Raw genomic sequence first — 19,891 nt, 5'->3', positions numbered from 1 at the left:
GTGGGTCCGGCTGAGTCGTGGTTCAGCAGGCCGTGATGCGAAGGTGCATCAGCCAGGTGCTGGGCCCCACACCGACCCTCCAAGATCAATCGCAGGTCGGCCCATTAGTGTCGGGCGCATGACGACATCCCTTGCCAGCAGTGCATTCGACTCGCTCCGCCTCGACGCCGTGCCCGACCAGGAGACGCTGCGCCGGGTCTACGAACGCCCCGGCGCCGCGGCCGTGCGCAAGCAGATGACCGAACTCACCGAGCAGACCCGGCGGTTGATCGGCTGCTCATCGCTGGTCCTGGTCGCCAGCGCGGACGCCGAGGGCAACTGTGATGTTTCCCCGCGCGGCGGCCCCGCCGGGTTCGTGGCTGTCCTGGACGCACGAACGGTGGCCATACCGGACGCGACCGGCAACAAGCGTCTGGACTCCCTGCAGAACATCATCGCCACCGGACGGGCCGGGCTGCTGTTCGTCATCCCGGGGCGCACCACGACGCTCAGGGTGAACGGCCGGGCCTGCGTCTCCACCCGCCCGGAGCTGCTTTCGCAACTGACCGCCGTGGGCAAGCCGCCGGCCAGTGCGCTGGTGGTGGGGATCGAGGAGGTCTACCCGCACTGCCCCAAGTCGCTCCTGCGCAGCGGGGCCTGGAAGCCGGAGCAGTGGCTGCCGGCGGACGCCCAGCCGGCCTCGGCCGAGGTGACGCTGGCCCAGCTGCGGATGCCGGAACTGACGATCGCCGACATCGAGCAGGCGGAGGCGGACTCGCTGAAGTACCGCTACGAGTAACGGGCCGACCAGCGACTGCTGAACCACCGACCCGTTCCCCCCCAGATCAGCATGCCGAGATCAATCGCGGGGCATCCCGTAAACCATCAGCGGAGGGGCTCCCCCACACCGGAGACCGCCCGTCGAAATGTCGACGGTCCGCTGGGGGGGCTGCCCGACAAGCGGGTGAAACGCCCCGCCCTGCTCCGTCGCATCGACCCCCGAATCGGCCTGGCCCCCGACGACTTCGCCCTCCTGAGGCAGTGGGAAAAATCAGTGGCGGGCCCGGGGCGTCACCCACGAGCATGCACCCCATGAGCGACCAACCCGCACGCTGGAGCCAGGCCACCGTCTACCCCGACATGTGGGCCGACCCGGACGACGATCCCCGCGACGGCGAAGGAGTCAGTCCGGACGGCGAGCTTGCGACGCTGGAGGACTTTCTCAAGAACTACCGCATCACCCTGCTGATGAAGTGCGAAGGACTGGACGCGGAGCAGATGGCCCGTCGGTCGGTTCCGCCGTCGACGATGTCGCTGCTCGGCCTCATCCGGCACCTCGTCGAGGTGGAGCGGGACTGGCGCAACTGGATCACCGACGGTGATCCGGTGCCGAAGCTGTACGGCAAGCGTGACGCGGACTTCGACGGGGCCGTCGCCGAGCAGGCCGAGGTCGACGCCGCGTACGCCGCTCTGGAGCGCGAGCAGGCCGCGACCGACGCCGCGCTGGCCGCCCACCCGGATCTGGGTGAGCGGGTGGGGAAGGACGGGATCGCGATTCGCGAGCTGTTGGTGCACAGGATCGAGGAGTACGCGCGTCATTGCGGTCACGCCGACCTGTTGCGCGAGTGCGTCGACGGCAGGGTGGGCCAGTAGCGATTCGGCTCCGGTGGCTGCCCGATGCCGGGCGCTCGGGCAGCCTTATCGGTACGGACGTACCAGGTGGGAAGGGTCGTCCTCGGGGCCTATCTCCCTTGGGCCCCGGGCGTACTGGTCGCAGAATTCCACCGGTTCCTCGAAGTTGATCGCCATCAGCGGATCGGCTCCGGGCATCGGGATCGCGGGTTCGATGACGTAGCGATGGCACGTGACCTCGTCCAGCCGCTCAACCGGCTCCGTCGTGGCGAAGGCCAGCGGTCCGGGGCCGTCGCTGATGGTCCCCTGCACGCTCCACCTCGTATGCAGCTCGACGACGCCCGGCCGTGGGCACCGCCACGTCAGGCGCGTGACGCTGAGCGCATTGGCGTTGAACCACGCGCTCCATCCCCGACCATCGCCGAGAAGGCCCAGCTCAGAGGCCTCCATGACGCCGTACGAGAAGGGCAGGCTGCTCCAGTGGCCCAGCAGCGGGCTATCCAGGTCCATGCGTAGATCTTCGCGCAGCCGGAGCACCTCAGGTACCTGATTGGTACCTTGGTGGTATGCCATCGCTGAACGTGTCCTTCACGGACAAGGAGTTCGAGGGAGTCCGCGCGGCTGCGGCGGCCGCGGGCAAGAGTCTCAAGCAGTACGTGCACGACCTCGGTGTCCGTGAAGCGGAGCGCAAGCAGTTCATCGTCGGCGCCTCCGAATGGGCCGAGAAGCTGCGGTCCGAGTTCGACGAGGACCGCCCCCAGGAAGTTCCGCCCTCCGAGCGCAATGAGGGGTCCACGGCCGCCTGATGGTTCTGTACATAGACGTCGCCTGGCTCTTGGACGTCCAGGAGTTCGCCGTCGCGCCCGAGGACATGTCCGTGTCGGACTACTCCACGCTGGTCGCCGCCGTGGCCCGGCACAAGACGAAACTGCCGACCCTGGAATCCGCCGACCCGGACGCCGCATGGCGCGCCGCCGCGCTGCTGCACACCATCGTGCGCCTGGAGCCGCTGCCCTATCGCAACAGTCTGTACGCGGCGTTCGTCGCCGCCCAGTACATGGACCAGTCCGGCGAGGGCATCGACCCGCCCTACGGAGCGCTCTCCGACCTCGTACGCACCATCCGCGAGAGCCGCATCAGCGTCTACGCCGTCGCCGACCGGATCAGGTCCTGGAAGGTCTGACCGTGACGGGTCACGGCCGGTCCCCCGGCCTGGCGCGGCCCGTGGGCGTCAGCGGCGGGCGTTGAGCCGGGCGGCCTGGCGGGTCAGGTGGTCGCGCTCGGCGAGGTTGCGTGCCTTGTGGGCCGCCTCCGCGTACAGCCGTGCCGCCGTCGCCAGGTCGCCGTCGCGTTCGTGGAGGTACGCCGCCACCGCGGTGTGGCGGGGGATGGGGTCTCCCCTGCTCGAGCGAAGCCGAGAGCTTGGGGAAGTGTCGTCCAGCTTCGCGAGCGCCGTCAGGCCGGCGCGCGGTCCGTCGGCCTCGCCGACGGCCACGGTGCGGTTGAGCAGGACGACCGGGTTGTCGGTCAGGCCCGCGAGCTCGTCGTACCACTCGACGATCTGCGCCCAGTCGGTCTCCTCGGCGGTGGGTGCGTCGGCGTGGAGGGCGGCGATGGCTGCCTGGGCCTGGAATTCGCCCAGGCGGTCACGGGCGAGGGCCGCCTGCAGGATCTGGACGCCCTCGGCGATCGACTCGGTGTCCCAGCGGCCGCGGTCCTGCTCGGCGAGCGGCACCAGGCTGCCGTTGGGCGCCGTACGGGCGGGGCGCCGGGCGTGGTGGAGCAGCATGAGGGCGAGCAGCCCCGCCACCTCGGGGTGGTCGATCGCGGCCGCGAGCTGCCGGGTGAGCCGGATGGCCTCGGCGGCGAGGTCGACGTCGCCGGAGTAGCCCTCGTTGAAGACCAGGTACAGGACGCGCAGGACGGTGGCGACGTCGCCGGGCTGCTCGAAGCGCACGCCGGAGACGGTGCGCTTGGCCCGGCTGATGCTCCCCCAGCCTCCGGCCGGGGGTACCCCCGACGCCATGGTCGCCTCGGGCACCAGATAGGCCTGGGCGATCTGGCGGGTGGTGAGACCGCCGACGGCGCGCAGTGTGAGCGCGACCGCGGACGACGGCGTCAGCGACGGGTGGGCGCACAGGAAGTAGAGCTGGAGCGTGTCGTCGACCGCGGGCGCCGGCCCCGGGGCCGGCTCCTCGTCGACGCGGTCCTCACGCCGGCGGCGGGCGGTGTCCGCGCGGGTCGCGTCGAGGAACTTGCGCCAGGCCACGGTGACCAGCCAGCCCTTGGGGTCGCGCGGCTGGTCGGTGGGCCAGCCGCGGACCGCCTCGACCAGCGCCTCCTGCACGGCGTGGGCGGGGGGCCGCGCCGGCGGCGGGCCGCGGCGCCCCCGGCGGCCGCGCCCCCCCCCGGGGGGGGGCCGCCGCCCGGGTGGGGGCGGGGCCACACGGACCCGGCGCACCGCCCGGCCCGAGGCGGTATAGCCTGACTCCGGATCTCTCTTGATGCCAAGAGATCGATCATCGAGAGGCGATCGAAGCGGCGTCGGCAGGGGATCCAGCACAAGGGGCAGGGACCCCCACCGCCAGCTGTCTTACGGAGATCGCCATGACCCGCACTCCCGTGAATGTCACCGTCACCGGCGCGGCCGGCCAGATCGGCTACGCACTGCTCTTCCGCATCGCCTCGGGCCACCTGCTCGGCGCGGACGTGCCGGTCAACCTGCGCCTTCTGGAGATCACGCCGGCGCTGAAGGCCGCCGAGGGCACCGCCATGGAGCTCGACGACTGTGCCTTCCCGCTGCTGAACTCGATCGAGATCAGCGACGACCCGAACGTCGCCTTCGACGGCGCGAACGTCGCCCTCCTCGTCGGCGCCCGCCCCCGCACCAAGGGCATGGAGCGCGGCGACCTGCTCGAGGCCAACGGCGGCATCTTCAAGCCGCAGGGCAAGGCCATCAACGACAACGCCGCGGACGACATCAAGGTCCTCGTCGTCGGCAACCCGGCCAACACCAACGCGCTCATCGCGCAGGCCGCCGCCCCGGACGTACCGGCCGAGCGCTTCACCGCGATGACCCGCCTGGACCACAACCGCGCGCTTTCGCAGCTCGCGAAGAAGACCGGCACGTCGGTCTCCGACATCAAGCGCCTCACCATCTGGGGCAACCACTCGGCGACGCAGTACCCGGACATCTTCCACGCGGAGATCGCCGGCAAGAACGCCGCCGAGGTCGTGAACGACCAGGCCTGGCTCGCCGACGACTTCATCCCGACGGTCGCCAAGCGCGGCGCCGCGATCATCGAGGCCCGTGGCGCGTCCTCGGCCGCCTCGGCCGCCAACGCCGCCATCGACCACGTCCACACGTGGGTCAACGGCACGGCGGACGGCAACTGGACCTCCATGGGTATCCCGTCGGACGGTTCGTACGGCGTTCCGGAGGGCCTGATCTCCTCCTTCCCCGTCACCACCAAGGACGGCAAGTACGAGATCGTCCAGGGCCTGGAGATCAACGAGTTCTCGCGTGCGCGCATCGACGCGTCGGTCAAGGAGCTCGCCGAGGAGCGCGAGGCGGTCCGCGGCCTCGGCCTCATCTAGTACGTCTGGTACGTCATCGCGTCCGGCTCTGCCCGTACGCGCGTTCGTCCACTGCGCCCCCGGCGGCCGCTCGATCGGCAGCCGGGGGCGCAGTGCGTCCGGTCCGGTACCCGAGGGTGACCAGGGCCGCCGCGGCCACCACCGTGAGCCCCACGACGCGCAGCGCCGCCTCCATCCCGGAGGTGAACCCCGGGTGCGAGGCGAGGACCGTCCCCGTGACGGCCACCCCGAGCGCCGCCCCGACCTCCCGCGCCGACGTCCCGAGCCCCGAGCCGAGGCCCGCCTGGTGCGGCGGCAGCGACGAGACGACGCCGAGGGCGAGCGCGGGCATGGAAAGACCCGTGCCCGCCGAGATGACGAGCAGCCAGCAGGCGTACGCCGCGTAGGGCGTGCCCTCGTGCGCCGTTGACGCGCCGAGCAGTCCGAGCCCGATCAGGAGCAGTCCGCCGCCGACCAGCGGGCGGGGCCGCTTCGACCAGCGTGCCGCGAACCTGGGGACCAGGATCATGCCGACGGTGAGCGGCACGATGGCCAGGCCCGCACGGGCGGCGCCGTACCCCTTCACGTACTGCAGATACTGCGAGTTGACGTAGAAGAGCGAGAAGAGGCCGAAGAAGGACGCGGCCGTGCCGAGCGTCGCGGCCCGCAGCCTGCGGGACCCGAAGACCCGCGGGTCGAAGAGCGGCGAGCGGGAGCGCAGGGCGTGCCCCACGAACGCGGCGACGAGCGCCGCGCCCACCCCGAAGGCGATGCCGATGCGCGCCGACGTCCAGCCGTGCGCCGGGCTCTCGATGATGCCGAAGAGCACCGCGACGAGACCGCCGGTCAGGAGTGTGGCGCCGAGGGGATCGATGGCGGCCCCGACCGACTTCTCCGTACGGGGAGTTGTGCGCACCACGGCCAGGGCGAGCAGCGCGGCGAGCGGCACCATCACCCAGAACAGGGCGCGCCACGGCAGGTACTGGCCGATCAGGCCGCCGACGGCGTTCCCCGCGAAGCCGCCGAGCCCGGCGGCGAGCGCCCAGGAGGCGACCGCGCGCGGCCGGTGCTCGGGCGTTGCGGTGCGCACCAGGATCGACATGGTCGCGGGCATGATCAGCGCGGCGCCCGCGCCGGAGACACCGCGTCCGGCGATCAGCGGGACGGGCCCGGTGGCGAGCGCGCTGACCGTGGCGCCCGCGGCGAAGAGGCCGAGACCGCAGAGCAGCGCGCCCTTGCGTCCGTAGCGGTCGCCGACGGCGCCCGCGGGGATGAGCAGCCCCGCGAAGACGATGACGTACGCGTCGACCGTCCACAGCAGTTCGCTCGACGACGGGTGGACGGACGACGAAGTCAATTGCGGGATGAGGAGGTTGATGGCGGCGACCATGCTCTGCGCGACGAGCACGCAGGCGCAGAGGGTGAGTTCGGCCGAGCGCTTGAGCTGCTTGAGCGGCTCGGTCCGGTTTCGGGCAGGCGAGGGCAAGGCTCCTCCAGGGAGCGTCGTGGCGTGGTGTGGGATGCGCTGCCACCGTAGGCTCGCCGTCTACCTGATCTCCAGTGCAACCTTTGCAAGGGATATATGCGCGTGACGCATTCCGAAGAGACGCATTCCAGAATGGCGCATTCCGAAGTGGCGCCGTCCGACCCGGGCCGGGGCCTCGACCTGAACCTCCTGCTCGCCCTCGACGTGCTGCTCGACGAGGAGAGCGTCTCCGGCGCCGCCCGCCGTCTGCATCTGTCCGAGCCCGCGATGAGCCGCACCCTGGGCCGTATCCGCAAGGCGCTCGGCGACCCCGTCCTGGTGCGGGCGGGGCGGCGGATGGTCCCCACCCCGCACGCGCTCGCCGTCCGGGCCGAGGTGAGCGCCGTGGTGGAACGCGCCCGCGCGCTGTTCGCCGGTCCCGGCGCGGCCGATCTGCGCACCGTGTCCCGCACCCTCACCGTCCTCGGCAGCGACGTGATCGCCGCCGCATACGGCCCCGCGCTCTTCGCCCGCGCCGCGGCCGAGGCCCCCGGCGTACGCATCCGGTTCCTCGGCGAGAGCCATGTGGACGCGCCGGTGCTGCGCGAGGGCACGGCCGATCTGGAGGTCGGGGTGATCGACACGGTCGCGCCCGAGGTGCGGATCGAGCGGCTGCACGACGACCGGATGCTGGGTGTCGTGCGTCCCGGACACCCCTTGCTGCGCGGCGAGTTGACGCCCGAGCGGTTCGCCGCCGCCGATCACATCACGGTCTCCCGCAAGGGCAGACTGCACGGCCCGCTCGATGCCGCGCTCGCCGAACTGGGTCTGGAGCGGCGGGTGGTGGGCAGTGTCGGCACCTATCCGTCCTCCCTCTTCGTGCTGCTCCGCACCGACCTGGTGGGCCTGGTCACCTCCTGGGCCCGGCCGCTGACCGACACCCTGGGCCTGGTCACCTTCGACGTCCCGCTCGACCTGCCGCCGCTGCGGCTTGCCATCGCCTGGCATCCCCGGCACGACGCGGACCCGGCGCACGCGTGGCTGCGGGGGTGTGTGCGGGATCTGCTTGAGGTCACTTGAGGTCACCTGAACGAGTGCCGGGAATTCACCTGTCCGAGGGGCGTGCCCGCCTTCCCGCGGCCGCCGTGCGCGCGCTCCGCTTAGCCTCCAATTCCGATTGATCTCAACGGAGTTGGCGCCATGGCAGGTAACACCGAGGCCACCAGACTGCTGTGTGCCGGCGTCCACCTGGACGCGGTGTTCCGCGGCCGGGTCGTGTCCGAGCTCGTCGACCACGCGGAGCGTCCCGTCGCGCCGTCGTTCGGGGCCGATGTGCTTCCGGTGCTCGCGCACGCGCTGCGGGCCCGGCGCGAAGAGGTGACCACCGCGCTGCTCCTGGCAGCGGTGTGGATCGGGTTCCTCGTCACCGACGCGGTCCTTGCCTGGGACGCCCTTGAGGACTCCCAGGGCGGCGATTCCGGCGTGTCCGGCGCGGACTTCGCGCTGCTCGCCCTCGATCCCGAGGCGTTCGGCGCGCCGAGCCCCGGCACGTTCGGCGGCGCGGTGCCGGGCGGCTGGGCACTGTCGTACGCCGTGGTCGTCCTGCTGCTGTGGCTGGCCCGGGTCTTCTCCGGCCGGGGCGCCGACGGCAGCGTGCTGCGGAAGGTGAACCTGCCGCCGATCCTGTCCTGGCTGCGGCGCCGGCTCGGCTGGCTGGTGACGGGGTTCGCGTGGTGGTGCGCCGCCTCGTACACGGTCTTCGCGGTCATCGAGATCAAGGAGACCCGGACGCCGTACCCAGTGATCTTCCCGCTGCTCATCGCGGCCGTGGTGTGGCGGCACCAGTACCTGCGCAAGCGCATGCTGCGTACGCGCCTGGCACGGCAGACCTTCACCGAGACCGAGCAGCCGGCACTGCCCGCCCGCTTCAGCCGCATCGCCGACTGCATCCGCCGCGAACAGGACGCCAACGTCACCCTCTACGACGCGAACCGGCCCTTCATGGGCGCCGGGAAGCCCCGTGAGCCGTGGTCCGTCGTGCTCGAACTGCAGCGCGCCGACACGGAGTCGGGAGGCGGCCTGCCCAAGCAGCGCACGTACGAGCCGCTCTCCGCGCGCGAGGTCATCGAGATGATCCGGCCCCGTCTGAAGGACCTGCGCACCTCCGCCGGGGCCACGAGCGTGGACCGGCTGCGGGACCTGGAGATCGAGGAGTTCGTCTATCTGCCCGCGGGCGTGGGCCGCGACGAGCGGCTCCGCACCGGCCAGGTGAGCGACACCACGGGGGTCCACGCGACCGCGGGGGTCTACGACACCGAGCAGACCGAGCGGCACATCGCCAGGGCCGCGGGCGAGGGCGGCGAGGCACGGCGGCACTTCCTGCGCATCAGGGTCGGCGCCTGGAACGAACAGGTCGTCGTCTCGCTCCTGGTCAGGGTGCACACCCAGGGCGGGATGCTGGTCCTCGAAGTGGTGCCGCACGTACTGGGCCCGATCGTCCCCGAGTTCCGCGAGGTCGACACGGTCGTGGCGCGCGAGCCGGAGGGCCCCGTCCGCGACGCCCTGCGCGCCTGCGTCGACGGGCCCGCGGCAGGCGTGGCGGTCGGCATCGCCGCCCTGCGTGCGCTGCCCTCCGCCGGCACCTCGTTCCGGCTCTGGCTCGCACAGCCCGAAGGGCCCGTGCCCGCGCCGCGCGCCGCCCGCATGCTGCGCGCCCTGTGCTCCCGGCTCGGCCTGGGCGGCCCGGACCAGGCGCCGCCGGACGCCCCGCTGGTCTCGCTGCGCCAACTGGCGAGCACCGACGAACTCTCCCTCTTCCAGGAGATGGACGTCGCCCGGTACATCCGTACCCTCCAGGACCGCATCGGCGAGGGCGTACGCGACGCGCTGCGGGCCGGCGGCTACCGCACCGACCGCCTGGAACAGAACATCACGCAGATCAACAACAGCGGGGTCTACATCAAGGAGATGTCCGGCGGCGCCCTCGCCACCGGCACCCACGGCCGGGCCACGCACACCGAGAGGAGCACGGCATGAGCGGCGACGGGGAGAGCGGCGGCGCGCACGTCCAGATCGGTTCGATCACCGGCGGTTCGCAGGCCTTCGGCGCGCACGGCAGGGCCGATTCCACCAACTACTCGGTGGTGACGGCCGATCCGCACCACCAGCACCTGCTCACCCAGGTGCGGGCGCTGCGCGGCGGGCTGCCCCCGGCATCGGAACGTACGCCCGACGAGGCGGTACTGGACGCCGAACTGGACGAGGTGGAGCGGGAGATCGGCCGCAGCGGGCGCAGCGACGGCGAGCTGCTCACCCGCTTGCGCGGCCGCCTTGAGCAGTACACCGCGGCCGCCGCGACGGCCGCGTCCGTCACGGCGGTCCTCCAGGCGATCGCCCAGATCACGGGCTGAGGAACGACCGTGCGGATCTTCGACGCCGACCGGCAGGAGTGGGCGAGTCATGAGCAGGAGCAGCGGATCGCCGAGCTCCACGACCGGGACGCGGTGCGCCAGGACAAGGCGCTGCGCGGTGCGGTGTCGGTCCTCGCGGTCTGCGCCCTGGCCTTCGGCGGCTGGGCGCTCGGCTGGAAGGACGAGCCGGAGCCGACGGGGTACTTGACGGCGGTCGAGCAGCCCGAAGCGAGCCCCGAGGACACCCCGTCGCCCTCCGCGCCGGGCGGTCCGCCCGACGGATACGAGACCGTGCAGGACGCTTTCGGCTACCGGCTCGCCCTCCCCGATGAGGGCTGGACCCGCTCGACGGCTGACGCCGTGTACGGCCCGGACATCGTCAACTACCGCAACTTCGACGGGAGTCGAAGGCTCCAGGTGTACAAGGTGCAGGAGCCGAGCGGCTATGAATCGCTGCAGGTGTGGCTGGACCAGCCGAAGCGGCGCCTGCCCGACGGCTTCGACCGGCTCGACCTGACGCGCGCCGACGTCGGAGGCCTCCCCAGCGCCCGGCTCGACTACCTCGCCGACTCGCTCAAGGATGAGCCGGACATCGGTCCCTGGTACGTCATCGACCAGCGCTTCGAGTCCGTGGACGGCGAGCTCTACGCCCTTGCCGTGTACGGCGCCGACGCGGACGGCAGGTCCGACGAGGAGGCGCTGATGGAGACGGCCCTCGCATGGTTCTGCCCGCCGGAAGAGATCTGCCCCGAGCCGGCCGACTAGACGCGGCACCCATCCACCTCGCCCTCTGTTGTCAACATGCTCGCCGATGTAGTACTTCTTATACATGAGCGAGCAAGTGCACAATAGGTTGGCGATGGTGCGCGCGGAGCGAAAGGTGTCGCGTCAGAGCCTGGCCGAGGCGGTGGGGGTCCACTACCAGACCATCGGTTACATCGAGCGTGGGCAGTACAACCCGAGCCTCGACCTGGCGCTGAAGATCGCGGAGTTCTTCGGGCTGCCGGTGGAGGCGTTGTTCTCGCTCCGGCCGTTCCGCCCGCTCACGGATGAGGTCTACGGGAGGAGTCAGGGATGATGACGGACCAGCAGGCGCGGGAGATGACCGGGTACGACCGGCGGATGTTCGCGCTCATGAACCGGCGGGAGGCGGCGCCCTTCTACGCCACCGCCGCGCGCAGGCGGCTCGCGGTCGGCGCGCACATCGCGCTCACCGTGGCGAGCGTCGCGGCCTGGCTGCTGACCGTCGTGGGCGATCAGCGGTGGGCGATGTGGACGATGGTCGCCCTGCTCCTGCCGTGGTGCTTCGCCACCGGCGTCATCAACGGCTCCACGCGCGGCCTCCTCGAACTGCGCGAGCGGGCACTCGACGAGCGGCAGCGCGCGGAGAAGGCCCGCGTCGCCGCCCGCGCGCGGGGGCTCACGCAGTGGCTGCTGCTCGCGGCCGCCGTGGGTGCGGGCGTGGTCGCGCTCCAGGGCTGGGACACCGAAGGGCTGCTCTTTCCCGTCCTGTTCACCCTGTTTGTCCTGCACTGGCTGATGCCGCTGTGGGTGGCGGGGCTCGCGGTGGAGGACGAGCCCGCGGACTTCGACGAGGCGTGAGGGGAGCAGCCGCTCAGTAGTTGCCTGCCGGGCCGCCGTTCTAGACGCCCTGCAGCTGCGACACGTCCACCGAGTCCTCTTCGGACGGGGTGTCCTTCGGGACCGGCTTGTCGTACTCGGACAGCTTCAGCGTCGAGTCGGTCCCCTGCCCCTTCTCCGTGACCCTGACCAGGTACGGAGTGTCCTCGGCCGCGACGTACAGCGTGATGGTCTTGCCGTCTTCCCTGCCGGTGACGGGGATGACGTCGGTGCCGTCGACCGTGGTCCGGTCGCCCTTCTTGAGCGTCGACTCGTCACCCGACTCGTCCCGGAGCTCCTTCTGGATCTCCTTCAGGTCGCAGACCCCGGCCATGTCCTTGAGCAGGGCGTCATCGGTGGTGCCGTAGAGATAGCGGTCCCCGATGATGTCGGCCGCGGCCTCGCCCTGGCCGCCGGGGAGCTGCGCCTTCCAGAAGGCGAGGTCGGGCTTCATCCAGACCTTCTCGCCCTGTTTGATCAGCTCCAGGCCGCCGCCCTTGTCCGGCATGGTCAGCGAGCCGACGCAGTTGTCGTCCTGGTCCAGGGTCAGTTCCATCGTGGCGGGCTCCTCGTCGTCGAGGTCCGTGCCCTTCTGCTCCAGTTCGAGATGGACGGACTTGGCGTCGAGCAGTTCCTTCTCCGCCTTGTCGGAGATCTCCTGTGCGCTCAAGTCCTCCGTGCCGGCGAGCGCGACCGCCGGGGCGGCCAGGAGGGCGACCGCCGTACAGGCCGCTGTTCCCCACGCCTGCTTCCTGGAAATTCTGCGCATTACGCCACCTCCAGTGACAAACCCCTCTTCGAGCGTACGTTTCGCCCCGAGTGCCTGCACGGGCAGTGACACAGCGCACTTTCGGCCATGTAATACGCATGGTTTCTTCACCCGAGGGCAGGTGGACCCGGCTACCGCGAGTGACAGGCGGGGCATATGACAGGAACGGAAGGCAAACGGGACGTGTCCGCACAACAGACCATCCATGTGGGCGGAGAGTGGCTTAACGCCCTCTCCGGCGCCACGCGCGAGATCCTCGACCCGGCGGATGCCAAGCCGTTCGCAGTGATCGCCGAAGGCGGCACCGAGGACGCCGACGCGGCCATCGCCGCCGCCCGCGAGGCGTTCGACCACGGAGCGTGGCCGGACACTCCGGTCGCCGAGCGTGCCGCGCTGCTTCGCCGCGTCGCCGACCTCCTCGTACGCGACCGGGAAGAGATCGGGCTCCTGGAGAGCCGTGACGCCGGCAAGACCCTCGAAGAGGGCCGCGTCGACGTGGACTGCGTCGCCGACGCCTTCCGCTACTTCGCCGACCTGGTGATCGGCGAGGGCGCGGGCCGTGTCGTCGACGCCGGATCCGACGACATCCACAGCGTCGTCGTGCACGAGCCCATCGGCGTCTGCACGATGATCACGCCCTGGAACTACCCGCTCCTGCAGGCCAGCTGGAAGATCGCCCCGGCGCTCGCCGCGGGCAACACCTTCGTCATCAAGCCGAGCGAGATCACGCCGCTGACCACGGTCGCGCTCATCGAGCTGCTGGTCGAGGCCGGCCTCCCGGCGGGCGTCGCCAACATCGTGACCGGTCCCGGCCACACCGTCGGCGCCCGGCTCGCCGACCACCCCGACGTCGACCTGGTCTCCTTCACCGGTGGCCTCGTCTCCGGCACCAAGGTCGCCCAGGCCGCCGCGCTCGGCGTGAAGAAGGTCGCCCTCGAACTCGGCGGCAAGAACCCCAACGTGGTCTTCGCCGACGCCTGCGCCACCGAAGAGGGCTTCGACACCGCCGTCGACCAGGCGCTCAACGCCGCCTTCATCCACAGCGGTCAGGTCTGCTCCGCCGGTGGCCGCCTCATCATCGAGGAGTCCGTCCGCGAGCGCTTCGTCGCCGAACTCGCCCGCCGCGCAAGCAAGATCAAGCTCGGCCGCGGCACCGAGGACGGCGTCGAGTGCGGTCCGCTCGTCTCGCAGCAGCAGCGCGAGAAGACCGAGATGTACGTCGCGTCCGCCCTGGAGGAGGGCGCGGTGCTCCGCTCCGGAGGCAAGCGCCCCGAGCCGAGCGACGCCCGCCCCGCGACCGGCTACTTCTACGAGCCCACCGTGCTCGACCAGTGCCACCGCGAGATGAAGGTCGTACGCGAAGAGGTCTTCGGCCCGGTCCTGACGGTCGAGACCTTCCGCACCGAGGACGAGGCCGTAGCGCTCGCCAACGACACCGAGTACGGTCTCGCGGGCGCCGTGTGGACCACCGACGCCGGTCTCGGGCGCCGGATGGCCCGCCGCATGCGCCACGGCACCATCTGGATCAACGACTTCCACCCCTACCTGCCGCAGGCGGAGTGGGGCGGCTTCGGCAAGAGCGGCGTGGGGCGCGAGCTCGGACCCGCCGGGCTCGCCGAGTACCGGGAGTCCAAGCACATCTACCAGAACCTGGCGCCCGCGCCGGTGCGCTGGTTCGCGGGCTGAGCCCTCGATACGTACGACCGCTCATTACGCGCAGAACGTTGGAGTAACCGCATGTCCCAGACCGAGTACGACTACGTCATCGTCGGTGGCGGCACCGCAGGATCGGTGATCGCGTCCCGGCTCACCGAGAACCCGGACGTCACCGTCGCCGTCATCGAGGGCGGCCCCAGCGACATCGACCGCCAGGACGTCCTCACGCTGCGCAAGTGGCTCGGCCTGCTCGGCGGCGACCTCGACTACGGCTACACCACCACCGAGCAGCCGCGGGGCAACTCGCACATCCTGCACAGCCGCGCCAAGGTGCTCGGCGGCTGCTCGTCGCACAACACCCTGATCTCCTTCAAGCCGCTGCCGTCCGACTGGGACGAGTGGGAAGAGGCCGGGGCCACCGGCTGGGGCGCCAAGGCGATGGACCCCTTCTACGGCAAGCTGCGCAACAACGTCGTACGCGTCGCCAAGAAGGACCAGAACCAGATCGCCACCGACTGGGTCGAGGCGACGAAGACCGCGCTCGGCGTCCCCGAGGTCGTCGGCTTCAACGACAAGCCCTTCGACGAGGGCGTCGGCTTCTTCGACCTCTCGTACCACCCGGAGAACAACAAGCGCTCCTCCGCCTCGGTCGCCTACCTCCACCCCCACATGGAGGCCGGTGACCGCCCGAACCTCCACCTGTTCCTGGAGACCTGGGCCACCAAGCTGGAGCTGGAGGGCAAGACCGCCCGCGGCGTCCACATCCGCACCAAGGACGGCGCCGAGCAGCTGCTCACCGCCCGCCGCGAGGTGCTCGTCTGCGCCGGTGCCGTCGACACGCCGCGGCTGCTCATGCACTCCGGCATCGGCCCCGCCAAGGACCTTCAGGCCCTCGGCATCCCCGTCGTGCACGACCTGCCGGGCGTCGGCGAGAACCTCATCGACCACCCCGAGTCGGTCATCGTCTGGGAGACCAACGGGCCCATCCCCGGCAACTCCGCGATGGATTCGGACGCCGGTCTGTTCGTGAAGCGGGACCCGGACCACAAGGGCCCGGACCTGATGTTCCACTTCTACCAAATCCCGTTCACGGACAACCCGGAGCGGCTCGGCTACGAACGTCCCGAGCACGGCGTCTCGATGACGCCGAACATCCCCAAGTCCCGTGCGCGCGGCCGTCTTTACCTCACCTCCGCGGACCCCGAGGTCAAGCCCGCCCTCGACTTCAAGTACTTCGAGGACGAGGGCGACTACGACGGGCAGACGCTCGTCGACGGCATCAAGCTGGCGCGCAAGGTCGCGCAGGCCGAGCCGTTCGCCAAGTGGCTCAAGCGCGAGGTGTTCCCCGGCCCCGACGTCACCGACGACGCCGAGATCAGCGAGCTCGTGCGCAAAGCCGCGCACACGGTGTACCACCCGGCAGGGACCTGCCGAATGGGTGCCTCCACTGATGAACTCGCCGTGGTCGACCCGGCTCTGCGGATCCGGGGACTCGAAGGAATCCGAATCGCGGACGCATCCGTCTTCCCGACGATGCCGGCCGTGAACCCGATGATCGGAGTGCTCATGGTCGGGGAAAAGTGCGCGGAACTGCTGACCGGGAGTGATGTCCGATGACCACCACCACTGAGAAGACGCCCGCCACCGACGCGGCGGAGCCCGTGTTCACCGTCCGGGACCTGTGGAAGGTCTTCGGGCCCAAGGCCAAGGGCGTACCGGGCAACGAGGAGTACGCGGGTCTTTCCGTGGCCGAGCTGCGCGAGCGCACCGGCTGCACGGCGGCCGTCCGGGACGTCAGCTTCGACGTCCAGAAGGGCGAGGTCTTCGTCGTCATGGGCCTGTCCGGATCCGGCAAGTCCACGCTGGTGCGGACCCTGACCCGGCTCATCGAGCCGACCAGCGGCTCCATATCCATGGACGGCACCGACGTGCTCGGCATGGACAAGAACCAGCTGCGTGAACTGCGCCGCCACAAGGCCGCGATGGTCTTCCAGAACTTCGGCCTCCTTCCGCACCGCACGGTCCTCGACAACGTCGCGTACGGCCTGGAGATCCAGGGCGTCGGCAAGGCCGAGCGCCGCGCCAAGGCCATGGAGGTCGTCGCCAAGGTCGGCCTCGAAGGCCTGGAGCACCGCCGCCCCACCCAGCTCTCCGGCGGCCAGCAGCAGCGCGTCGGCCTGGCCCGCGCCCTGGCCGTCGACCCCGAAGTGCTGCTCTTCGACGAGCCGTTCAGCGCGCTCGACCCGCTGATCAGGCGGGACATGCAGGAAGAAGTCATCCGCCTGCACCGCGAAGAGGGCCGCACGATGGTCTTCATCACCCACGACCTGAGCGAGGCGCTGCGCCTGGGCGACCGCATCATGCTGATGCGGGACGGCGCCATCGTGCAGCTCGGCACCCCCGAGGAGATCGTCGCCAACCCGGCCGACGACTACGTCCGCGACTTCGTCCAGGACGTGGCGCGCGAGCAGGTCATCTCCGTACGCCGTGCCATGCGCCCCGCCGAGGGCGGCGAGGCCGAGACCGGTGCCGCGATCGGCCCGGACACGCTGGTCGTCGACGCGATCGAGGCCGTCGCGCGCAGCGGTGAGCACTGCCGCGTCGTGGAGGGCGGCCGCACCCTCGGCGTCGTCGACCACGAGCAGCTGCTCGCGGTGGTCGCGGGCCTCGACAATGACCCCCAGGACAAGGAGGTGGCGGCTGTATGAGTGTCGCCCCGTCTCCGGTACTGGAGAAGAAGGACAGCGTGTCCCCGCCGGGCCTCTCCGAGGGCCGCGGGCCGCTGGCCGGTCTGCTGCGCAACCCCAAGGCCATCGCGCTGCTCTGCGCCGTCCTCGTCGCGGTCGTCTCGGCGGCCGTCACCGCGAACGGTGTCTGGCCCTCCGATCTGACCTTCGACGTGCGCTCGCCGCTCGACGACGTCAGCACGTGGATGGCGCAGAACCGCGACACCCACCCGATCTTCCTGTACTTCCTGCTGCACATCAGCAACACCTCGGAATCCGCGGTGGACGCTGTGCTCAGCGGCCTGGAGAGCCTCGGCTTCATCGGTGTGACCGTCGCCGCCGTGCTCATCTCCTGGTACGCGGGCGGCGCCGGCCTGCGTCGGCGCGCACTGACCCTCGCGGGCACCGCCTTCGCCGCCTTCGCGGTGATCGGCCTGCTCGACGTGTGGGAAGAGGCGATGGAGACCCTCGCCCTGATGGTCGTCTGTGTGGCCGTCGCGGCGCTGGTCGGTGTGCTCCTCGGCCTCGCGGCCGGGCTCTCGGACCGCGCCGAGCGCTTCCTGCGGCCGGTCTTCGACACCATGCAGGTGCTTCCGGCCTTCTCCTATCTGCTGCCCGTCGTGATGATGTTCGACGTCGGCACCCCGGCCGTCTTCATCTCGACCGTCATCTACGCCTCCCCGCCGATGGCCCGGCTCACCTCGCTCGGCCTGCGCGGCGCCGACGCGGCCGCCCTGGAGGCCTCGCAGTCGCTCGGCGCCAGCACCTGGCAGCGGCTGTGGACGGCCCGCCTTCCGCTGGCCCGCAAGCCGATGCTGCTCGGCCTCAACCAGACGATCATGATGTCGCTCTCGATGGTCGTGCTCGCCACGGTGGTCGGCGCCGGCGGTCTGGGTGACCCGATCTTCACGGCGATCTCCACCCTCGACGTGGGCCTCGCGGCCCCGGCGGGCATCGCGATCGTGCTGATCGCCATCTGGCTGGACCGGACGACCGCGGGGTTCGGCGCACGCATCGACGACTCGGCGCCCCCGCGCAGCGCTTTCGCGACGCGCGTCCTGTGGGCCGTCATGGCCGCCGTGGTCGCGGGCGCCACCGTCCTCGGCCAGGCGCTCGGCCGCACCGAGTGGCCGGAGAACTGGGTCGTGGACATCTCCCAGCCGATCAACGACGCCTCCGGCTGGGTCGAGCGGGAGTTCGGCTCCGGCGTCCCCATCGTCGGCGGCACCCACACCTGGGCGAGCCTCTTCACCCGCGGCGTCATCAACCCGATGTTCGACGGCCTGCTCGCCACCCCGTGGTGGGCGCTGCTTCTGGTCGCCGGTGTCCTGGCCTATCTGGCCGGCCGCTGGCGCTCGGCGGTCACCGTGGTGCTCGCGCTCGCCGCGATCGGCGGGATGGGGCTGTGGAACAAGTCGATGGACACGCTCTCGCAGGTGATCGCCGCCCTGGTGGTCACGCTGATCCTGGGCTTCGCCATCGGTGTGCTCGCGGCCCGGGTCGACTGGGTGGAGCGGACGATCCGGCCGGTGCTCGACACCATGCAGACCCTGCCGGCCTTCATCTATCTGATCCCGATGGTCGGGCTGTTCGGCAACGACCCCTCGGCCGGCGCGGTGGCCGCCGTCATCTATGCGCTGCCCGCCGTGATCCGCATCACGGCCTCGGGCATCCGCCAGATCGACCCCTCGGCCCTGGAGGCGGCCCGCTCACTCGGCGCCTCCACCGGCCAGCAGCTCTGGCAGGTCCAGCTGCCGCTGGCCCGGCCCGCACTGCTCGTCGCCCTCAACCAGGGCGTCGTCCTTGTCCTCTCCATGGTCGTCATCGGCAGCATGATCGGCGGCGGCGCGCTCGGTGTGGACGTGATCAAGGCCCTCACCAAGGGCGACCTCGGCCTCGGCATGACGGCCGGTATCGCGATCGTCTGCCTCGGTGTGCTGCTCGACCGCATCTCCCAGCCCGGCAAGGACGTCAAGGAACGCGCACTGCGCTGACGTACGCACCCCCCGAACCGCTCTCCTGCTACGTAAGGGAACAGTCTCGTGAACCACAGCAAGCGGATACGCACTACTGTCATCGCCGCTCTCGGCGCCGCGTCCATGGTCGCGCTCAGCGCCTGTAGCGCCGCCGACACCAAGTCCTCCGGCAGCTCCGACGAGGTCACCATCTCCGTGCCCTCGTGGGTCGGCGCGCGCGCCAACGCCGAGGTCGCCAAGGTGCTCCTCGAGGAGGAGGTCGGCGTCAAGAAGGTCGACCTCAAGCAGCTCGACGAGCCGATCGCCTGGGACGCGCTGAACAACGGCAAGGCCGACGCGATCCTGGAGGACTGGGACGGTCAGCCCAAGAAGCAGAAGCTCTACATCGACCAGAAGAAGACGGTCGTCAAGGGCGGCGACCTGGGTGTCACCGGCCACATCGGCTGGTACGTCCCGAAGTACTACGCGGACAAGCACCCCGAGATCCTCGACTACAAGAACCTCAACAAGTTCGCCAAGGACTTCAAGAGCGACCGCAGCGGCGGCAAGGGCGAGTTCATCGGCGCGGCGCCGTCGTACACCACGTACGACGAGTTCCTGATCAAGAACCACAAGCTGAACTTCAAGATCAAGGACACCGGTAACGAGGCGGCCCAGATCAAGGAGATCCAGGGCAAGTACGCCGCCAAGAAGCCCTTCATCACCTACTGGTGGGAGCCCCTGTGGGCCAACGCCGACATGGACCTGGTCGAGGTGAAGCTGCCCGAGTTCAAGGAGGGCTGCAACGAGCCGGAGACCGCCACCAAGTGCGGCTACGCCAACACCCCGCTGCAGAAGTACTTCAACGCCGACTTCGCCAAGGACGGCGGCAAGGCGGCCGAGTTCCTGAAGAACTTCAAGTGGACGACCGAGCAGCAGAACGAGGTCGCCATGTCCATCGCCAAGGACAAGATGAGCGGCGAGGCCGCGGCCAAGAAGTGGGTCAAGGAGAACAAGGACGTCTGGGAGTCCTGGATCCCGAAGAAGTGACGTAACTGCCATACGCGACGGTGCCGGGCGCCCTTTCAAAGGGCCCCCGGCAC

General features: G+C 70.4%; 20 protein-coding genes. 16 read left to right on the top strand and 4 right to left on the bottom strand.

Annotated elements, in window-relative coordinates; genetic code table 11:
- Positions 1–118 precede the first annotated feature (118 nt).
- Both ACFWY6_RS16310 and ACFWY6_RS16305 read left to right on the top strand, forming a co-directional pair.
- Positions 119–778, top strand: a complete 660-nt coding sequence (locus ACFWY6_RS16310; protein WP_384690198.1) for an MSMEG_1061 family FMN-dependent PPOX-type flavoprotein — start codon at positions 119–121, stop codon at positions 776–778.
- Positions 779–1,062: 284 nt separating this feature from the next.
- Positions 1,063–1,632: a DUF664 domain-containing protein gene (locus ACFWY6_RS16305; RefSeq protein WP_384690195.1), complete on the top strand. Its 570-nt coding sequence runs from the start codon at positions 1,063–1,065 to the stop codon at positions 1,630–1,632.
- Between the two features lie 45 nt (positions 1,633–1,677).
- Here ACFWY6_RS16305 and ACFWY6_RS16300 read toward each other — a convergent pair whose 3' ends face one another.
- Positions 1,678–2,121 carry a hypothetical protein gene (locus ACFWY6_RS16300; protein ID WP_384690193.1) on the bottom strand — a complete coding sequence of 148 codons (444 nt, stop codon included), beginning with the start codon at positions 2,119–2,121 and terminating at the stop codon, positions 1,678–1,680.
- A gap of 56 nt (positions 2,122–2,177) precedes the next feature.
- Here ACFWY6_RS16300 and ACFWY6_RS16295 point away from each other — a divergent pair, with 56 nt between their 5' ends.
- Both ACFWY6_RS16295 and ACFWY6_RS16290 read left to right on the top strand, forming a co-directional pair.
- Positions 2,178–2,417 carry a hypothetical protein gene (locus ACFWY6_RS16295; RefSeq protein WP_384690191.1) on the top strand — a complete coding sequence of 80 codons (240 nt, stop codon included), beginning with the start codon at positions 2,178–2,180 and terminating at the stop codon, positions 2,415–2,417.
- Positions 2,417–2,794: a toxin Doc gene (locus ACFWY6_RS16290; protein WP_384690188.1), complete on the top strand. Its 378-nt coding sequence runs from the start codon at positions 2,417–2,419 to the stop codon at positions 2,792–2,794. The genes ACFWY6_RS16295 and ACFWY6_RS16290 overlap by 1 nt, the downstream gene beginning before the upstream one ends.
- A gap of 48 nt (positions 2,795–2,842) precedes the next feature.
- Here the strand turns inward: ACFWY6_RS16290 and ACFWY6_RS16285 are convergent, their stop codons facing one another.
- The gene (locus tag ACFWY6_RS16285; RefSeq protein ID WP_384690185.1) at positions 2,843–3,958 is read right to left on the bottom strand and encodes an RNA polymerase sigma factor; all 1,116 of its coding nucleotides are present in this window, start codon (positions 3,956–3,958) and stop codon (positions 2,843–2,845) included.
- Positions 3,959–4,218: 260 nt separating this feature from the next.
- Here ACFWY6_RS16285 and ACFWY6_RS16280 point away from each other — a divergent pair, with 260 nt between their 5' ends.
- Entirely contained in the window at positions 4,219–5,208 is a 990-nt protein-coding gene (locus ACFWY6_RS16280) for a malate dehydrogenase (protein WP_384690183.1), read from the top strand.
- Between the two features lie 13 nt (positions 5,209–5,221).
- Here the strand turns inward: ACFWY6_RS16280 and ACFWY6_RS16275 are convergent, their stop codons facing one another.
- The gene (locus ACFWY6_RS16275) at positions 5,222–6,673 is read right to left on the bottom strand and encodes an MFS transporter (protein ID WP_384690178.1); all 1,452 of its coding nucleotides are present in this window, start codon (positions 6,671–6,673) and stop codon (positions 5,222–5,224) included.
- 132 nt (positions 6,674–6,805) lie between these two features.
- Between ACFWY6_RS16275 and ACFWY6_RS16270 the strand changes: the two genes are divergently transcribed.
- From ACFWY6_RS16270 to ACFWY6_RS16245, 6 genes are all read left to right on the top strand, one after another.
- A complete protein-coding gene (locus ACFWY6_RS16270) occupies positions 6,806–7,732 on the top strand; it encodes a LysR family transcriptional regulator (RefSeq protein WP_384690175.1) in 927 nt (308 codons plus the stop codon).
- Positions 7,733–7,852: 120 nt separating this feature from the next.
- Entirely contained in the window at positions 7,853–9,688 is a 1,836-nt protein-coding gene (locus ACFWY6_RS16265; protein ID WP_384690172.1) for a hypothetical protein, read from the top strand.
- The gene (locus ACFWY6_RS16260) at positions 9,685–10,062 is read left to right on the top strand and encodes a hypothetical protein (protein WP_384690169.1); all 378 of its coding nucleotides are present in this window, start codon (positions 9,685–9,687) and stop codon (positions 10,060–10,062) included. The genes ACFWY6_RS16265 and ACFWY6_RS16260 overlap by 4 nt, the downstream gene beginning before the upstream one ends.
- A gap of 9 nt (positions 10,063–10,071) precedes the next feature.
- The gene (locus tag ACFWY6_RS16255; RefSeq protein ID WP_384690166.1) at positions 10,072–10,827 is read left to right on the top strand and encodes a hypothetical protein; all 756 of its coding nucleotides are present in this window, start codon (positions 10,072–10,074) and stop codon (positions 10,825–10,827) included.
- 64 nt (positions 10,828–10,891) lie between these two features.
- Positions 10,892–11,140: a helix-turn-helix transcriptional regulator gene (locus ACFWY6_RS16250; protein ID WP_266870156.1), complete on the top strand. Its 249-nt coding sequence runs from the start codon at positions 10,892–10,894 to the stop codon at positions 11,138–11,140.
- Complete coding sequence (locus ACFWY6_RS16245) at positions 11,137–11,664, top strand: hypothetical protein (protein WP_384690162.1); 528 nt, start codon at positions 11,137–11,139, stop codon at positions 11,662–11,664. The genes ACFWY6_RS16250 and ACFWY6_RS16245 overlap by 4 nt, the downstream gene beginning before the upstream one ends.
- Before the next feature lie 40 nt (positions 11,665–11,704).
- Here ACFWY6_RS16245 and ACFWY6_RS16240 read toward each other — a convergent pair whose 3' ends face one another.
- Entirely contained in the window at positions 11,705–12,451 is a 747-nt protein-coding gene (locus ACFWY6_RS16240) for a hypothetical protein (RefSeq protein ID WP_384690160.1), read from the bottom strand.
- 156 nt (positions 12,452–12,607) lie between these two features.
- Between ACFWY6_RS16240 and ACFWY6_RS16235 the strand changes: the two genes are divergently transcribed.
- Genes ACFWY6_RS16235 through ACFWY6_RS16215 form a run of 5 tightly spaced genes read left to right on the top strand, consistent with a single transcriptional unit; the run spans position 12,608 to position 19,838 of the window.
- Positions 12,608–14,137 carry an aldehyde dehydrogenase family protein gene (locus tag ACFWY6_RS16235; protein WP_384690158.1) on the top strand — a complete coding sequence of 510 codons (1,530 nt, stop codon included), beginning with the start codon at positions 12,608–12,610 and terminating at the stop codon, positions 14,135–14,137.
- A 51-nt stretch (positions 14,138–14,188) separates the two neighbouring features.
- On the top strand, positions 14,189–15,724 hold the full coding sequence (locus tag ACFWY6_RS16230; RefSeq protein WP_384690155.1) for a GMC family oxidoreductase: 1,536 nt from the start codon (positions 14,189–14,191) through the stop codon (positions 15,722–15,724).
- Entirely contained in the window at positions 15,721–16,815 is a 1,095-nt protein-coding gene (locus ACFWY6_RS16225) for a glycine betaine/L-proline ABC transporter ATP-binding protein (RefSeq protein WP_384690152.1), read from the top strand. The genes ACFWY6_RS16230 and ACFWY6_RS16225 overlap by 4 nt, the downstream gene beginning before the upstream one ends.
- Positions 16,812–18,827: an ABC transporter permease gene (locus tag ACFWY6_RS16220; protein WP_384690150.1), complete on the top strand. Its 2,016-nt coding sequence runs from the start codon at positions 16,812–16,814 to the stop codon at positions 18,825–18,827. Before ACFWY6_RS16225 ends, ACFWY6_RS16220 begins: the two co-directional genes overlap by 4 nt.
- Before the next feature lie 48 nt (positions 18,828–18,875).
- On the top strand, positions 18,876–19,838 hold the full coding sequence (locus ACFWY6_RS16215) for a glycine betaine ABC transporter substrate-binding protein (protein WP_384690146.1): 963 nt from the start codon (positions 18,876–18,878) through the stop codon (positions 19,836–19,838).
- Positions 19,839–19,891: the final 53 nt, after the last annotated feature.

Origin of the sequence: Streptomyces sp. NPDC059037 (assembly GCF_042740015.1) — a bacterium.
Taxonomy (GTDB): domain Bacteria; phylum Actinomycetota; class Actinomycetes; order Streptomycetales; family Streptomycetaceae; genus Streptomyces.
Note: the sequence above shows the minus strand (reverse complement) of the source record. Positions and strands in the feature narration are given on the sequence as shown.

What these genes read in the sequence shown, in the direction of transcription:
- ACFWY6_RS16225 (WP_384690152.1), top strand. Translation starts at nt 15,721, where the DNA reads ATGACCACCACCACTGAGAAGACGCCCGCCACCGACGCGGCGGAGCCC.
- ACFWY6_RS16235 (WP_384690158.1), top strand. Translation starts at nt 12,608, where the DNA reads ATGACAGGAACGGAAGGCAAACGGGACGTGTCCGCACAACAGACCATC.
- ACFWY6_RS16250 (WP_266870156.1), top strand. Translation starts at nt 10,892, where the DNA reads ATGAGCGAGCAAGTGCACAATAGGTTGGCGATGGTGCGCGCGGAGCGA.
- ACFWY6_RS16280 (WP_384690183.1), top strand. Translation starts at nt 4,219, where the DNA reads ATGACCCGCACTCCCGTGAATGTCACCGTCACCGGCGCGGCCGGCCAG.
- ACFWY6_RS16265 (WP_384690172.1), top strand. Translation starts at nt 7,853, where the DNA reads ATGGCAGGTAACACCGAGGCCACCAGACTGCTGTGTGCCGGCGTCCAC.
- ACFWY6_RS16295 (WP_384690191.1), top strand. Translation starts at nt 2,178, where the DNA reads ATGCCATCGCTGAACGTGTCCTTCACGGACAAGGAGTTCGAGGGAGTC.
- ACFWY6_RS16230 (WP_384690155.1), top strand. Translation starts at nt 14,189, where the DNA reads ATGTCCCAGACCGAGTACGACTACGTCATCGTCGGTGGCGGCACCGCA.
- ACFWY6_RS16260 (WP_384690169.1), top strand. Translation starts at nt 9,685, where the DNA reads ATGAGCGGCGACGGGGAGAGCGGCGGCGCGCACGTCCAGATCGGTTCG.
- ACFWY6_RS16305 (WP_384690195.1), top strand. Translation starts at nt 1,063, where the DNA reads ATGCACCCCATGAGCGACCAACCCGCACGCTGGAGCCAGGCCACCGTC.
- ACFWY6_RS16310 (WP_384690198.1), top strand. Translation starts at nt 119, where the DNA reads ATGACGACATCCCTTGCCAGCAGTGCATTCGACTCGCTCCGCCTCGAC.
- ACFWY6_RS16270 (WP_384690175.1), top strand. Translation starts at nt 6,806, where the DNA reads ATGGCGCATTCCGAAGTGGCGCCGTCCGACCCGGGCCGGGGCCTCGAC.
- ACFWY6_RS16220 (WP_384690150.1), top strand. Translation starts at nt 16,812, where the DNA reads ATGAGTGTCGCCCCGTCTCCGGTACTGGAGAAGAAGGACAGCGTGTCC.
- ACFWY6_RS16245 (WP_384690162.1), top strand. Translation starts at nt 11,137, where the DNA reads ATGATGACGGACCAGCAGGCGCGGGAGATGACCGGGTACGACCGGCGG.
- ACFWY6_RS16290 (WP_384690188.1), top strand. Translation starts at nt 2,417, where the DNA reads ATGGTTCTGTACATAGACGTCGCCTGGCTCTTGGACGTCCAGGAGTTC.
- ACFWY6_RS16300 (WP_384690193.1), bottom strand. Translation starts at nt 2,121, where the DNA reads ATGGACCTGGATAGCCCGCTGCTGGGCCACTGGAGCAGCCTGCCCTTC.
- ACFWY6_RS16240 (WP_384690160.1), bottom strand. Translation starts at nt 12,451, where the DNA reads ATGCGCAGAATTTCCAGGAAGCAGGCGTGGGGAACAGCGGCCTGTACG.